This is a genomic window from Ensifer sp. ENS07, assembly GCF_014852185.1.
Classification (GTDB): Bacteria; Pseudomonadota; Alphaproteobacteria; order Rhizobiales; family Rhizobiaceae; genus Ensifer; species Ensifer adhaerens.
The window spans coordinates 1150612-1165697 of the sequence record NZ_JACVBE010000001.1; the positions used below are offsets into that span (position 1 = coordinate 1150612).

Annotated in this window: 9 protein-coding genes; 7 read left to right on the forward strand and 2 right to left on the reverse strand. The window is 61.3% G+C overall.

Annotated features, from left to right (window positions below; translation table 11 throughout):
• Positions 1-28: 28 nt before the first annotated feature.
• The 3 genes from IB277_RS05795 (at position 29) to exoR (ending at position 5920) form a co-directional block, all read left to right on the forward strand.
• Positions 29-2869, forward strand: a complete 2841-nt coding sequence (locus IB277_RS05795) for a valine--tRNA ligase (RefSeq protein ID WP_090295648.1) — start codon at positions 29-31, stop codon at positions 2867-2869.
• A gap of 499 nt (positions 2870-3368) precedes the next feature.
• On the forward strand, positions 3369-4646 hold the full coding sequence (locus IB277_RS05800; RefSeq protein WP_034796673.1) for an outer membrane protein transport protein: 1278 nt from the start codon (positions 3369-3371) through the stop codon (positions 4644-4646).
• A gap of 467 nt (positions 4647-5113) precedes the next feature.
• The gene (gene exoR / locus IB277_RS05805) at positions 5114-5920 is read left to right on the forward strand and encodes an exopolysaccharide production regulator ExoR (protein WP_034796672.1); all 807 of its coding nucleotides are present in this window, start codon (positions 5114-5116) and stop codon (positions 5918-5920) included.
• 79 nt (positions 5921-5999) lie between these two features.
• Here exoR and xth read toward each other — a convergent pair whose 3' ends face one another.
• Positions 6000-6791: an exodeoxyribonuclease III gene (gene xth / locus IB277_RS05810; RefSeq protein ID WP_060607481.1), complete on the reverse strand. Its 792-nt coding sequence runs from the start codon at positions 6789-6791 to the stop codon at positions 6000-6002.
• Positions 6792-6997: 206 nt separating this feature from the next.
• On the opposite strand from xth, the gene IB277_RS05815 reads away from it, so the two are divergent.
• On the forward strand, positions 6998-8461 hold the full coding sequence (locus tag IB277_RS05815) for a phospholipase D-like domain-containing protein (RefSeq protein ID WP_090295647.1): 1464 nt from the start codon (positions 6998-7000) through the stop codon (positions 8459-8461).
• A gap of 61 nt (positions 8462-8522) precedes the next feature.
• Here the strand turns inward: IB277_RS05815 and erpA are convergent, their stop codons facing one another.
• Positions 8523-8855 carry an iron-sulfur cluster insertion protein ErpA gene (gene erpA / locus IB277_RS05820; protein ID WP_034796669.1) on the reverse strand — a complete coding sequence of 111 codons (333 nt, stop codon included), beginning with the start codon at positions 8853-8855 and terminating at the stop codon, positions 8523-8525.
• A gap of 212 nt (positions 8856-9067) precedes the next feature.
• Between erpA and IB277_RS05825 the strand changes: the two genes are divergently transcribed.
• From IB277_RS05825 to IB277_RS05835, 3 genes are all read left to right on the forward strand, one after another.
• A complete protein-coding gene (locus tag IB277_RS05825; protein ID WP_034796668.1) occupies positions 9068-10285 on the forward strand; it encodes a deoxyguanosinetriphosphate triphosphohydrolase in 1218 nt (405 codons plus the stop codon).
• Positions 10286-10381: 96 nt separating this feature from the next.
• Positions 10382-12142, forward strand: a complete 1761-nt coding sequence (gene argS, locus IB277_RS05830) for an arginine--tRNA ligase (RefSeq protein WP_034796661.1) — start codon at positions 10382-10384, stop codon at positions 12140-12142.
• A 63-nt stretch (positions 12143-12205) separates the two neighbouring features.
• A complete protein-coding gene (locus IB277_RS05835; protein ID WP_192370798.1) occupies positions 12206-15082 on the forward strand; it encodes an SPOR domain-containing protein in 2877 nt (958 codons plus the stop codon).
• Positions 15083-15086 lie beyond the last annotated feature (4 nt).

Sequence of the window (15086 nt, forward strand, 5' to 3'; positions counted from 1 at the left end):
GACATCAATCTCGTAAATTGGCTCCAAAATGCTTGATAAGACCTACGATTCCGCATCCGTCGACCCGCGTATCGCCAAGAAGTGGGACGAAGAAAACGCGTTTCGTGCAGGGGCGGGTGCCAAGCCCGGCGCCGACAGTTTCTGCATCGTGATCCCGCCGCCGAACGTGACGGGTTCGCTGCACATGGGCCACGCGCTCAACAACACGCTTCAGGACGTGCTCGTTCGTTTCGAACGCATGCGCGGCAAGGATGTGTTGTGGCAGCCGGGCATGGACCATGCAGGCATCGCCACCCAGATGGTCGTCGAGCGTAAGCTGATGGAGAGCCAGCAGCACCGCCGGCAGATGGGCCGCGAAGCCTTCATCGAGAAGGTCTGGGAATGGAAAGCCGAATCGGGCGGGCTCATCTTCAACCAATTGAAGCGTCTTGGCGCGTCCTGCGACTGGTCGCGCGAACGCTTCACCATGGACGAAGGTCTGTCCGAAGCCGTTCTCGAGGTCTTCGTTTCGCTCTACAAGGAAGGCCTGATCTACAAGGATAAGCGCCTGGTCAACTGGGACCCGAAGCTTCTGACCGCGATTTCGGACCTGGAGGTCGAGCAGCACGAGATCAACGGCAACCTCTGGCACCTGCGCTATCCGTTGGAGCCTGGCGTAACCTTCGATTACCCGGTCGCCTTCGATGAAGACGGCAAGGCGACCGAGTGGGAAAAGCGCGATTACCTCGTCGTCGCCACGACGCGTCCTGAAACCATGCTCGGAGACAGCGGCATCGCGGTCAATCCGGAGGATGAGCGCTACAAGCCTTTGATCGGCAAGCACGTCATTCTGCCGATCGTCGGTCGCCGCATTCCTGTCGTTGCCGACGACTATGCGGATCCGACCGCCGGCACCGGTGCGGTGAAGATCACGCCTGCGCATGATTTCAACGACTTCGACGTCGGCAAGCGCGCCGGTCTGCGCGCGATCAACATCATGACGATCGAAGGCCGCATCACGATCAAGGACAACGAGGATTTCCTCGAAGGGCTCAGCGATCCGGCTGCCCTGCACGGCGCCTGGGACGAACTCGAAAGCAAGGACCGCTTCGAAGCGCGCAAGATCATCGTTCGCATCTTCGAAGAGGCGGGCCTGCTCGACAAGATCGAGCCGCACAAGCACATGGTTCCCCATGGCGACCGTGGCGGCGTGCCGATCGAACCGCGTCTGACGGAGCAATGGTACGTTGACGCGAAGACGCTGGCCAAGCCCGCGATCGCCGCCGTCAAGGAAGGTCGGACCAACTTCGTTCCAAAGAACTGGGAGAAGACCTACTACGAGTGGATGGAAAACATTCAACCCTGGTGCGTTTCGCGCCAGCTGTGGTGGGGGCACCAGATCCCGGCCTGGTACGGTCCGGACGGTCAGGTCTTCGTCGAAAAGACCGAGGAAGAGGCGTTGCACGCGGCGATCCAGCATTATCTGGCGCATGAAGGCCCGATGAAGGCCTATGTCGAGGATCTGCTCGAGAACTTCAAGCCGGGCGAAATCCTGACGCGTGACGAAGACGTTCTCGACACCTGGTTCTCCTCGGCGCTTTGGCCGTTTTCCACGCTCGGCTGGCCGAACGAGACGCCGGAACTGGAGAAGTACTATCAGACCGACGTGCTGGTCACCGGTTTCGACATCATCTTCTTCTGGGTTGCCCGGATGATGATGATGGGCCTGCATTTCATGAAGGATGCCGACGGCACTCCGGTCGAGCCTTTCCATACGGTCTATGTCCATGCGCTCGTTCGCGACAAGAACGGCCAGAAGATGTCGAAGTCGAAGGGCAACGTCATCGATCCGCTCGAACTGATCGACGAATACGGTGCTGACGCCTTGCGCTTCACGCTGGCGATCATGGCGGCCCAGGGGCGTGACGTGAAACTCGACCCGGCCCGCATCGCCGGCTACCGCAACTTCGGCACCAAGCTGTGGAACGCGACGCGTTTTGCCCAGATGAATGGCGTTACCAGCAGCGATGGTTTCATTCCCGAAACCTCATCGCTCACCGTCAACCGCTGGATCCTGACGGAGCTGTCGCGGACCATCCGCGACGTCACCGAGGCGCTCGATGCCTATCGCTTCAACGACGCGGCCGGCAGCCTCTATCGGTTCGTCTGGAACCAGTTCTGCGATTGGTACCTCGAACTGCTGAAGCCGATCTTCAGTGGCGAGGACGAAGCGGCAAAACGCGAGTCGCAGGCCTGCGTCGCCTACGTTCTCGACGAGATCTACAAGCTGCTGCACCCGTTCATGCCGTTCATGACGGAAGAGCTCTGGGCGCAGACGGCAGGCGAGGGCCAGGAGCGTTCGACGCTGCTGTGCCACGCCGAATGGCCGGCGCCGTCCTATGCTGACGACACGGCGGCCGACGAGATCAACTGGCTGATCGATCTGGTTTCGGGCATTCGTTCGGTCCGTTCGGAGATGAACGTCCCGCCGGCGGCAACCGCGCCGCTGATCGTTGTCGGTGCCAACAACCTGACGCGCGAGCGCCTGCAGCAGCATGCCCAGGCCATCGGTCGTCTGGCGCGCGTCGAGCATATCGACCACGCCACTGTTGCGCCGCGCGGCAGCGCCCAGATCGTCGTTGGCGAGGCAACGGCCTGCCTGCCGCTCGGCAACCTGATCGACCTTTCCGCCGAGAAGGCCCGACTTGAGAAGGCGATCGCCAAGGTGGAAGCCGAGCGCGAGCGCATCCTCGGCAAGCTGGCCAATGAGAAGTTTGTCGCCAACGCAAAGCCGGAACTGGTCGAAGCGGAACGTGAACGCCTCGTAGAGCTCGATCTCCAGAAGGAATCGCTGAGCGTTGCGCTGACGCGCGTCGCCGAGGCCGGTTGAGGCCGTTAATCGACGGATTCAACGAGAGGGCGTTCAAGAGAATGCCTGACCGTCAGAAATCGAAATCCGCGGCAGAAATGCCGCGGATTTTTTATTTTAGAGATACAAGATAGACTTCAGCCTATCGAGATTTGGCATTGATTCGATCAGTTGAATCTGCTGCGCGGGTCATTAAGCGCGCGTGGCGTTTGAGCGGAACTTCAACGGAGTTTTTCGCTGTTCTACCGCAAAAAGCGATAATGTTGTTCAGGCGACACAGGTTTTCGATGGTTTGGAAATCCATTCTAATTCAGTGGATTTCATCCATGATTCTGGAAAAATGGTTCCGATCTGGCGCCATTGTGGCTAAATCATGAGAATCTTACGTAAATTCTGTGACCGATCGAGCCTGCTAACTGCTAGATCTCGCATTTGCGATTTCACGGGATCGTGAGAATACTTCGGCCCACACGACATGAGGTGGAATGTCGCAGTTTTGCAGTGCAGGGGGAGGAGCTGGATGGCTCACATGAATTTAAAGCGGGGTGTTCTGTCGGTAGCAGCGGGTTTGCTGTTTGCCTCCGCCGCGCACGCGGGCGGTCTTGAGCGCGGCGGTTACAACATCGATCTGCTGTTCGACCCGTCGGATTATGCGGGGGAAGCGTCGGCGACCTACGTCAATCCGCAGCGCGAATTGAAGAACGTCCGTGATACCGATACCGGGAACACCAACATCCTTACCGGGACTTTTGGTGGCGGCAATCTCAACAACAGACCGAATACTGCTGACGACACCGAGAGCTACTGGGTTCCGCGCGTCGGCGTTAAGGCGGCCTTTGGTGACAGCGTCGACTGTATGGCTGACTACTCCCAGCCCTGGGGTGCCCACACCAATCCGGGGCAGAACTGGGCCGGTGCCAACAGCAATATCGAAACGAAGGTAGAGAGCGACAACTACGCCGCGACCTGCTCCTACAAATGGGACATGGGGCCAGGCCAGTTCCGTGTGATCGGCGGCGTCTTCTATCAGGAAGTCAACGGCTTCAAGGAACGGCTGGTTCAGGATTATACAGGCACGCCGCTCGCTGGTGCCTTTACCGGCATTGGCAGGCTCGAGCTTGGAGGGCATGGCTGGGGCTGGCGCGCAGGTGCTGCCTACGAAATCCCCGAGTATGCCTTGCGAGCGAGCCTCGTCTACAACAGTGCTGTCGATCTGGATAACCTCTCGGGCTTCATCGACCTTCGCCAGTTGGGCTTCGTTGTACCGGGTGTGGGCCTTGTGACCGGTACGAAATACGACGTAAACGGTGCGGCTTCGATGCCGGACTCGCTGGAACTCAAGCTGCAGAGCGGCTTTGCACCCGGTTGGGCGGCATTTGGCTCGGTGAAGTGGACGGACTGGAGCCAGCTTCAGGTCCTGAAGTTCTGCCCCGCCACGGTCTCCCGTACTACGCCATGCACGAGCCTTGATCTTCTCTACCGTGACGGCTGGACGATCACCGGCGGTGTCGGCCACAAGTTCAATGATCAGTGGAGCGGCGCCGTCAGCCTGACCTGGGACCGCGGCACCAGCCACGGTTATGGAACGCAGACCGACACCTGGACGCTGGGAACCGGTGTTTCCTACACGCCGACCGAGAACCTTGAGTTCCGTCTTGCTGGTGCTGTCGGCATCATGACCGGCGGCAGTTCCGGTGCGGTGAAGTATGGTGACGACGTCATTGGTGACGACGTTTCCTACGATTTCGACGACGACTTTGTCGGTGCCATTTCGACATCGATCAAAGTGAAGTTCTGATCCTTCGTCATCTGATCCTGCAAGGCCCGGTTTTACCGGGCCTTTCTTATGTGTGGAGCCTCTTAACCACGCGTCCGCACTGTCCCGCAATGTGACGATTCAGCAACACTTTTAATGCTAGAGTTTGCTAGGATCAGACTCGTTCCGGCTATGTCCATTTCCCGCCACAAACAGGGAGCAGCGATATAGGGACAAGCCTGCAATGTGAGTGCGATACCTGCAGCGTTTGGGGTGAAATGAAACTTGGATCGATGACCGTCATGAGAAATGTGGCCTCCGGCACGCCAGTGCAAGTGGTCCATCAAAATGACTGCTTCGGGGACTATGTCGAAGTTTCATTGTGGAAAGGTTGCGCCGGCTTTGTCGGCGGAGTTGGTGCAGTTCCCGGCGGCGGGTCGTCCGGGCTTGTGTGTTTGCAGCGGTGATGGGTTCGGCGTGGCCGGCTGGAACGGAAGAATTAGACTGTGATGCTTGCGGGTGAACTAAAGTCACTAAAGGTTGCGATACTCGGCGTGTCGCTGGCGGTCTGTGGGACCTTCGCCATGCCGGCCTACGCTTTTGATCCCGGTGCGGGCGTCACCAAGGAATCAGGTCCGTTCGCGCTCTTCAAGTTCGGGTTTTCCGCCTACAAGAATGGCCGCAAGGACGAGGCCGTAGAAGCTTACAAATACGCGGCCGAGAAGGGCCACACCGGATCCCGCTGGGCCCTCGCCAACATGTACGCCTATGGCGACGGCGTCGCCGAGAACGACCTCGAAGCCTTCAAGATCTATAGCGAAATCGCCCAGGAGGGCGTGGAGCCGGGGTCGGAAGACACCGGTTACTTCGTCAACGCGTTGATCTCCCTTGCCGGCTACTATCGCCGCGGCATTCCCGACAGCCCGATCAAGTCCGACATGTCCCAGGCGCGCCAGCTCTATTTCCAGGCGGCATCGACCTTCGGCGTCGCCGAGGCGCAGTTCCAGCTCGCGCGCATGCTCTTGTCGGGCGAGGGCGGTAGCGTGAACGTTCAGCAGGCCAAGAAGTGGCTCAATCGTGCGCGCAAGAGCGGTCACGCCGGCGCCATGGGCGTCTTTGGCAATGTGATTTTCCAGGAAGGCCAGACCGTTCGTGGTCTCGCGTTCATGACTGCGGCACTCGACCAGTGTTCGCCGAAGGATCGGCCCTGGATGCAGTCGATGCAGGAGCAGGCCTTCTCGCTTGCCAGCGAGGACGATCGACGCACGGCAATCGCACTGTCGCAGAACCTGCACATGCAGGGCGACGACGACTGATTGTCATCGTCGAGCGTTCCCCGAACCGCCGCCGGCCCAGGGATCATTCTCCACACACTAAGATCTGGAAAAATGCGCCTTAAGCGGGCGCGAACGCAAACGTCCCGATGACGGGCACGTGGTCCGAAGGCTTCTCCCAGGCGCGGACATGCTTGTCGATGGATGTTGACACCAGCCGATCGGTCGCCTCCGGCGACAGCATCAAATGGTCGATGCGGATGCCGAAATTTTTCGGCCAGCAGCCGGCCTGATAATCCCAGAACGTATAGAGCGGCACAGCGTCCGACGTCGCGCGCACAGCGTCGGTGAAGCCGAGGTTGCGCAGCCGGCGAAATGCCGCGCGCGTTTCCGGCAGGAAGAGGGCATCGTTCTGCCAGACCTTGATATCCCAGCAGTCGTGTTCCTCGGGGATGACGTTGTAGTCGCCGGCAAGGATGAAGGGTTCTTCGAGCAACAGGCGCTGCTTCGCATAGGCCTCCAGCCGGCGCATCCAGGCGAGTTTGTAGGGATATTTCTCGCTGTCGACGGGGTTTCCGTTCGGAAGGTAGAGCGAGCAGACGCGGATCGCGCCGCCTTCGACCGAGAAGACACCTTCGATGAAACGTGACTGTTCGTCCGTATCGTCACCAGGCAGGCCGCGATTGACCTCGTCCGGCCGCAGCTTGGAAAGCAGCGCGACGCCATTGAAGCCCTTCTGGCCGTGTGTTTCGACATGATAGCCAAGCGCCTCGATCTCGAGGCGCGGAAAGCCGTCGTCGACCGATTTGATCTCCTGCAGGCAGACGATATCCGGTCCGCTTTCCTTCAGCCAGGCCAGCAGGCTGTCGATTCGCGCCTTGACGCCATTGATGTTCCAGGTGGCAATCTTCATGGCTCGAAACGCCCTTCCATGTCGGTTAAGTCCTTGGCGGGGTCATTTCTAGCCGCTCCGGATTCTTTTGACAAATCCGTTGCCTGCGGGTTTTCAACAGCGCGCGCGAGCCGCACCGACGCTTCCCATCAGGGGGCAGCGGTCGATACGGTATACGCTGCAGGCGTCGAATTGATTCCGCCCGTTGGCGGGCTATAGTCCCGCCCATGATCGATCTCGTGCAGAATTATTGGCCGCATATCCTGGCGCTTTTGTCCTTCGCGCTGGGCATTCCCGCGGCCATTCATGCCGCGATGACGAAGGACGACGTGCGCGCCGCGGCGGGCTGGGTCGGTGTCGTCCTGCTTTCGCCGATCGTCGGCGCGCTGATCTATGCCGTTGCCGGAATCAACCGTATCCGGCGCTCCTCAATCGGCTCGCAACGCGCTCTGTTGCGCGGGCAGGGGCCGGATCAGTTCGGCCGCTTCGACGTTTCGGATGCCGACATATCGGTGCAGTTCGGAGAACGATTTGCGGCGATGAAGATCCTCGGCGACCGCGTTTCACGCCATCGCATGTGCACGGGCAACCGTATTTCGGTGCTCGCCGGCGGCGATACCGCCTATGCCGCGATGCTGGAAGCGATCGCCGGCGCCCGGCGCTCGATCCTGCTCGAAAGCTATATCTTCGATCGCGACGTCATAGGCCTACGCTTTGCCGACGCCCTGATCGCGGCGGTGGCGCGCGGTGTCGAGGTGCGGGTGCTGATTGACGCCGTAGGCGCGCGCTACTCGGTGCCGAGCATTGTCGGTCATCTGGAGGCGGCGGGCGTTCCGACGGCGGTTTTCAACGGCAACATCATCATGGGGCTACGGCTGCCCTATGCCAACTTGCGCACGCACCGAAAGATCCTTGTGGTCGACGGTCAGGTTGCCTTTGCCGGCGGCATGAACATCCGGGTGGGCTTCACCAGCGAGATCGCCGGTCAGGCGCCGGCACAGGATACGCATTTCCGCATGGCCGGACCGGTGGTCGCCGATATCTTCCAGGTCTCGTCCGAAGATTGGCAATTCTCAAGTGGCGAGGTTCTGGCGGGCCCCGCATGGGCGATCGAAGAGGCACCGCTGCCGGCGGATGGGCCGTCGGTACTGATGCGTGCCGTGCCATCCGGACCTGACGCCACCAATGAGACCAATCACAAGATGCTCATGGGGGCGTTTTCGGTCGCGCAGAAGAATATCCGCGTGATGTCACCCTATTTCCTGCCGGACCGCGAACTGATCAGCGCGCTCGTCACCGCCGCGCGCCGCGGCGTCGAGGTGGATATCATCGTTCCCGCAGTCAACAATCTGCTGCTGGTCGACAGGGCGATGACTGCGCAGTTCGATCAGGTGCTGAAGGGCCATTGTCGTGTCTGGCGGGCGAAGGGCGCATTCAACCACTCCAAGCTTTTGACCGTGGACGAGCGTTGGGCCTATGTCGGGTCCACCAATCTCGACCCGCGCTCCCTGCGCCTCAACTTCGAGTTCGACCTTGAGGTTCTCGACCATGGCTTCGCCGAGGCGATCAATGGCACGATCTCCGACATTCTCGCCTCAGCCGAGCCGGTCACGCTCGAAAGGCTGCGCAAAAAGTCGTTCGCGGATCGATTGGCGAACCGCATTCTCTGGCTCGGATCGCCCTATCTCTGACGCAAACGGCTCCGTTCGTTGTTGAAACGGAGCCGGCTAAGAGAGACGTGGGGCGCTGGCGTCAGATGGAGAAACTCGTTCCGCATCCGCAGCTTGCAACCGCGTTCGGATTCTTGATCTGAAACGACTGGCCGAGCAGGTTGTCGACGAAGTCGATTTCCGAGCCGCCCATATAGACGAGCGACAGGCTGTCGATCAGGACCTTGGCTTCGTTCTTTTCCAGCACCAGGTCGTCGTCATTGCTGCTGTCGACCAGGTCGAACTTGTAGGAGAAGCCCGAGCAGCCGCCGCCCTCAACGGACACTCGCATGGCGTTGTTGTGGCTGTCGGAACGCAGGATCGTGGCGATCCGCTTCGCTGCAGCGTCCGAGAGGGTCACGGTTTCATGCGTCATATCTGCCTCCTGCCGGGGTCAAGAACCGGAGAGAATTGCCCTGTGTTAAAGCATGCGATCTGGTCGGTTTCGGGGCCTCTTTCAAGACCCGCGGCCAAGCCGTTGCTTCCGCTTGCGGAATCGGTCGATCTTGCATGACGTGTTTCCGTAGCTTTCACTATAGGTATGAAGGCTTGAATGTCCCGTCAATGGGACGACGAATTAGGTGGAAGATGACATTCGACAAAAATGCGCTCGGCTTCGGTTATGGTGAACATGCGCCGTTCGCGTCGAATCCCTGGATGACGCGCGGCAGGCTCTTTCCCGAAGCGACGAGCGCGACGCGCTCCGATTTTCAGCGCGACCGCGACCGCATCGTGCACACCACTGCGTTTCGCCGCCTGAAGCACAAGACGCAGGTCTTCATTGCCGCTGACGGCGATCACTACCGCACCCGTCTGACGCACACGATCGAGGTGGCGCAGATCGCCCGGGCTCTGGCGCGCGCGCTCAAGCTCGACGAAGATCTGGCCGAAGGCGTCGCTCTCGTGCATGATTTCGGCCACACGCCCTTTGGCCATACGGGCGAGGATGCCCTTCACGAGATGCTGAAGCCCTATGGCGGCTTCGATCACAATGCCCAGTCGCTGCGCATCGTCACCAAGCTCGAGCGGCGCTACGCCGAGTTCGACGGGTTGAACCTGACCTGGGAGAGCCTGGAAGGTCTGGTCAAGCACAACGGGCCGTTGCTGACCGCGGACGGTGAGGGCACGCGAGGGCCCGTGCCGCAGCCGATCCTCGACTATTGCGCGCTGCATGATCTGGAACTGGCGAGTTTTGCGAGCCTCGAAGCGCAGGTCGCGGCCATTGCTGATGATATCGCCTACAACACCCATGATATCGATGACGGTCTGCGGGCTGGCTATCTCACCTTCGAAATGCTCGAAGACGTGCCGTTTCTCGCGCGCCTGATGCGCGAGGTCCATGACCGCTATCCCGGTCTTGAAAGCAGCCGCTTCACGCATGAGATCATGCGGCGTCAGATTACCGCGATGGTCGAGGACGTGATCGGCGTCGCGCAGCAACGGATCGGCGAGATAAGGCCGCAAAGTGCTGCCGATGTGCGCCAGGCCGGCACCGTGATGGCAACCTTCTCTGAGGAGATGGGCGAGACGGACAAGCAGATCAAGCGCTTGCTGATGACCCGGATCTACCGGCACCCGGAAGTCATGCGCGTGCGCGAAAATGCAGCCTCGATCGTCTGCGATCTCTATCATGCCTTCATGGACGACCCGCAGCTGATGCGTGAGCACTATTGGATCGACCAGATTGCCGGCATGGCGGAGCCGGCGCGGGCGCGGCACGTCGGCGACTACCTCGCCGGCATGACCGACACTTTTGCGATCAGCGTGCACAAGCGCTTGTTTGACCATACGCCCGATTTGCGCTAGGGACCCCCCGCCCGGAGGCTTGCGGTTCGGCCGAACCGAGCCTCCTTTTTGAGTTTTGCGCCGGTCACTTGTGGCCGGGAAAAGCGGACGGATCAGATGAATCTCTTCACGGACTTCGAATCAAGAATTAAGGACATTCTCGAAACGCTTGAAAGCGTTCGAGAAAAGCGATCCGAGCTTGACTTCGGCCGTGTCAATGTCGAGCCGCCACGTGATCCGAGCCATGGTGATGTTGCGACCAATGCTGCGATGGTGCTGGCAAAGCCGCTCGGCATGAATCCTCGCGCGCTTGCCGAACTCATCGTCGAGAAGCTCAAGCAGGATCCGGAAGTCACCGACGTCTCCGTCGCCGGTCCGGGCTTCATCAACGTCCGCCTTTCTGTTTCCTACTGGCAGAAGCTGCTGTCGGGCATGGCGCGTGCGGGCGTCGACTACGGCCGTAGCGCTGTCGGTGGCGGCCGCAAGGTCAACGTCGAATACGTATCGGCCAACCCGACCGGCCCGATGCATGTCGGCCATTGCCGCGGAGCCGTTGTCGGCGACGCGCTGGCCAACCTTTTGGCCTTCTCCGGCTATGAGGTCACGAAGGAATACTACATCAACGATGCGGGGTCGCAGATCGACGTTCTCGCGCGGTCCGCATTCCTGCGTTATCGCCAGGCGCTGGGCGAAGAGATCGGCGAGATCCCGCCGGGCCTTTATCCGGGCGACTATCTCGTGCCGGTCGGCGAGGCGCTCGCCGACGAATTCGGCACGAGCCTCAGGCTGATGCCTGAAGACAAGTGGATGCCGCTCGTCAAGGACCGGACGATCGACGCGATGATGGCGATGATCCGCGAGGATCTCGCGGCGCTGAACGTCAATCACGACGTCTTCTTCTCCGAGCGCACGCTGCACGCGAACGGTGCTGCCGCCATCCGCACGGCGATCAACGACCTGACCTTCAAGGGCCACGTCTACAAGGGCACCCTGCCGCCGCCGAAGGGCCAGCTGCCGGAAGATTGGGAAGACCGCGAGCAGACGCTGTTCCGTTCGACCGAGGTCGGCGACGATATCGACCGGCCGCTGATCAAGTCGGACGGCAGCTATACCTACTTCGCCGCCGACGTTGCCTACTTCAAGGACAAGTTCGACCGCGGCTTCGACGAGATGATCTATGTGCTCGGTGCCGACCATGGCGGCTACGTCAAGCGCCTGGAAGCGCTGGCGCGCGCCGTCTCCGGCGGTTCGTCGAAGCTTACGGTTCTGTTGTGCCAGCTGGTCAAGCTCTTCCGCGACGGCGAGCCGGTGAAGATGTCGAAGCGCTCCGGCGACTTCGTCACGCTGCGCGATGTCGTCGATGAAGTCGGCCGCGATCCGGTGCGCTTCATGATGATCTACCGGAAGAACTCGGAACCGCTCGACTTCGACTTTGCTAAAGTAACAGAACAGTCGAAGGATAACCCGGTCTTCTATGTGCAGTATGCGCATGCGCGCTGCCGCTCGGTCTTCCGCCAGGCCGCGGACGCATTCCCGGATCTGAACCTCGAATCGGTCGATCTCGCCAGTGCCGTTCTGGGCCAGATCACGGATCCGACGGAGCTCCAGCTCGTCGCCAAGCTCGCAGAATATCCGCGAGTCATCGAGGCTGCGGCACTGGCTCAGGAGCCGCATCGCATCGCGTTTTACCTGTATGATCTTGCCGCCGCCTTCCACGCACATTGGAACAAAGGTAAAGAGAATCCGGAATTACGTTTTGTTAACGATAAAAATAGAGAATTAAGTACTGCCAGACTCGGGCTGGTGCATGCTGTCGCTTCGGTATTGAAATCCGGCCTGTCTATTACAGGCACCTCCGCACCGGAGGAAATGCGATAAGTATTGTCACCATTTTCCCACAATGCACTGGCACAGCGATACAGGCAATTGTGAGTGGAGAGCATGGCAGACAAACAATTCGCACGAAGCGGGCCGGCTGAATTCGATGTATTGGCAGACGATGATCCGTTGGCCGAACTCGCCCGGATCGTCGGTTACGATGCCCGGCCGGCCGTCCAACAGTTGCAGGAACTGCAACGACACCAGGAGGCGGTGCGTCAAGATCCCGCCTTCGATCTCGAAGGCGAGCTGCTTCGCGCGTTCGACAGCTACGACGCGCCGCGGTCCGCACCGCAGCCGGCTCCGATCGAAGAGCCCCGGTTCGAGCCGGTAGCTGAACACGTCGTCGTTCACGATGAGCCGGTGGCGGAGCCCGTCGCCGAGCTTGACGAGCCGGTGTTCGTCCAGCCCGAACGCGTCGAAGCGGCGCCAGCCCCCGTCGCTGACGAGGACTATGCCGAGGTTCACGCCTTCTCCGTGGCGCCGCAGGTTGCCGAAGACGGCAACGCCGAGGCCGTCGTCGACGAGCCGGCGTTTGACCTTGAGCGCGAACTCGAGTTGTCGCTTGGCGAAGCCGATCTGTTGTCGGACGACGTTGCCGAGGTTGCGGCGCACGTCGAGCCGCAGGATATCGATCCGCGTGATCAGTTCGTCGATGCATGGCAGGCGCCGGCCGTCGAAGCCGCTCCGGTCTGGGCCGAGCCGGCTCCGGTTGCGGATGCATTTTCGGCCTATGAACAGCCGCGCTTCGATGTCGCGGCCGAAGAGCGTGAAATTGAGCCTTCCTATCAGGAAGACGTGGTCGCAGCTCAGGCAGTCGTCGAGCAGGATGCTGGCCGTGACGATCTTCTGGCGGACATAGAACGGTTCCCGGTTCCGCCGGTCTCAGCGATGGTTGCCGCTGCGGTCCAGTCGCATCCGGCTCTCCATCTGGAAACACAGCCCGTCGTTGCGCCGGTGGTCACGCCAGCGGTTGCCACTGCCGCTCCGATAAAGAAGAGCCCTTATCCCTTTACGCCCACCTTCAGCCGTGCGACGCCGGTTGCGTCCGCCTCGGGCGCCAGCCAGCAGCGTGCCTTTGCCGGCCCGTTGGTATCGTCGGTCGCAGCACCGGTGGCCGCTGTTGCAGCGCCGGTTGCGGCAGTGGCTACTGCTCCCGTTCAGGTCGCGGAACCCTTGGTCGAGCTGGCCAAGCCAATTGCGCAGCCGGAGCACGAGCCGAGCTTCGACATCGAGAACTTCGAAATTGAGCTCTCCGACGAGGCGCTGAAGCTCGACTTCGCAGACGTCACAGTAGATGAGCCGGTCGTTGCTGCCGTCGTGCCACAAGCACCGGTGCAGCCGGTCGCGCAGGCGGCCGTTCCCCAGCGCGAGCCGGAGCGGTTCGTCGAGCCTTACGTCGCTCCCGCGCCGGTCGAGCGCCAGGAAGCACAGCCCGAGAGCACGCTGCCCTTCGATCCGTCGATGATTGCCGAAGCCGAGAACGGCGTCGCCCCGATCGCGGATATGGACGTGCCGCAGCTGCCGGTTATCGAGACCGAGAAGCCGGTCGCTTATCCGGCCGACTACGATCTCGACATCGACGCGGAAATGGCCCAGCTCTTCGGAACGCCGGCTCCGGTCAAGGAAAGCCGTCCGGCGGCCGTCGAAAAGGTGGAGCCGGCCCGTCCGGCACCGGCCGCTGCCGCTGCGCCGGCTTTCGGTCAGGGTTCGCTTGACGATTTCGACGAGTTTGAAAAGGCGATGGAAGAAGACTTCCGCCGCTCGATCGTCGAGCGTCCGGCGGTTGCCCGAGATGCCGAACGGGTTTCAGCGGCGCAGAGCCAGCAGGATGCCGGCGAATACCGCGAATATGGCACCGGCCGTCGCTCGCAGCGCACGATGTTGCTGGCAGCAAGCGTTGCCGGCGTCATCATCCTTGGTGGCGCTGCCGTCTACGCCTGGATGGGCGGTAGCGGCGCGGTCAGCTCGGCCGAAGGCCCGAAGATCATTCTGGCCGACAAGGCCCCGGTCAAGGTCGTGCCCGAGGAAAAGGGCGGCAAGACCGTGCCGAACCAGGACAAGGCGGTTTATGACCGCGTTGCCGGTGCTCAGGCTGGTGCCCCGCAGCAGGAAGCCCTGGTCTCTTCGACCGAGGAGCCGATGGATGTCGTCCAGAGGACGCTGACGCCGGAGACCCTGCCGCTCGAAGGCAGCAACGAGGCCGAAACCCTGCAGACGGCATTGCCAAACGAAGAGGACGGCGATCGCCTGCTGCCGGATGGCGCCAACGGCGAGACCGCTGCCCAGGAAGAAGACAAGACGCCGGCCGTCGCACCGAGGAAGGTGCGCACGATGATCGTCAAGCCGGATGGAACGCTGGTCGCTCGAGAGGAGCCGGTTGCAGCACCGGCGACCGATGTCGCCGGCACGACCCAGCCGCTGCCCGCAACGCCTTCGAACGAAGTCGCTGCTGCAGGCCAGGCTGCGGCCAACACCGACCAGGTTGCGCTTGCCGCAACGGGTAACGCCAACATCGAACAGGTTCCGGTGCGCAGCGTCACGACGACGGCTTCTGCCGGTGGCGACAAGGCGCCGACGCCGCAGACCCGTCCGGCCGCACAGCCTGCCGAAATCGCCCGTCCGGCGGAAGAGCAGGCCGCTCTCCCGGCTGAGACCCAGCCCGCGCAGCAGGTTGCCACGGCATCGGTTCCGGCCGGTGGCTACTTCATCCAGGTCGCATCTCTGCCGTCGGAAGCCGAGGCGCAGAAGTCCTACAACAGCCTTTCGAGCAAGTTCGGAAGCGTCATCGGCGGCCGCGGCGTCGACATCCGCAAGGCGGAGATCGCCGGCAAGGGTACCTACTACCGCGTCCGCATCCCGGCCGGTTCGAAGGACGAGGCCAATGCCCTTTGCTCCAAGTACAAGGGCGCCGGCGGAAGCTGCCTGGTTACCAAGTAAACGG

What these genes read in the sequence shown, in the direction of transcription:
- IB277_RS05795 (WP_090295648.1), top strand. Translation starts at nt 29, where the DNA reads ATGCTTGATAAGACCTACGATTCCGCATCCGTCGACCCGCGTATCGCC.
- IB277_RS05800 (WP_034796673.1), top strand. Translation starts at nt 3,369, where the DNA reads ATGGCTCACATGAATTTAAAGCGGGGTGTTCTGTCGGTAGCAGCGGGT.
- exoR (WP_034796672.1), top strand. Translation starts at nt 5,114, where the DNA reads ATGCTTGCGGGTGAACTAAAGTCACTAAAGGTTGCGATACTCGGCGTG.
- xth (WP_060607481.1), bottom strand. Translation starts at nt 6,791, where the DNA reads ATGAAGATTGCCACCTGGAACATCAATGGCGTCAAGGCGCGAATCGAC.
- IB277_RS05815 (WP_090295647.1), top strand. Translation starts at nt 6,998, where the DNA reads ATGATCGATCTCGTGCAGAATTATTGGCCGCATATCCTGGCGCTTTTG.
- erpA (WP_034796669.1), bottom strand. Translation starts at nt 8,855, where the DNA reads ATGACGCATGAAACCGTGACCCTCTCGGACGCTGCAGCGAAGCGGATC.
- IB277_RS05825 (WP_034796668.1), top strand. Translation starts at nt 9,068, where the DNA reads ATGACATTCGACAAAAATGCGCTCGGCTTCGGTTATGGTGAACATGCG.
- argS (WP_034796661.1), top strand. Translation starts at nt 10,382, where the DNA reads ATGAATCTCTTCACGGACTTCGAATCAAGAATTAAGGACATTCTCGAA.
- IB277_RS05835 (WP_192370798.1), top strand. Translation starts at nt 12,206, where the DNA reads ATGGCAGACAAACAATTCGCACGAAGCGGGCCGGCTGAATTCGATGTA.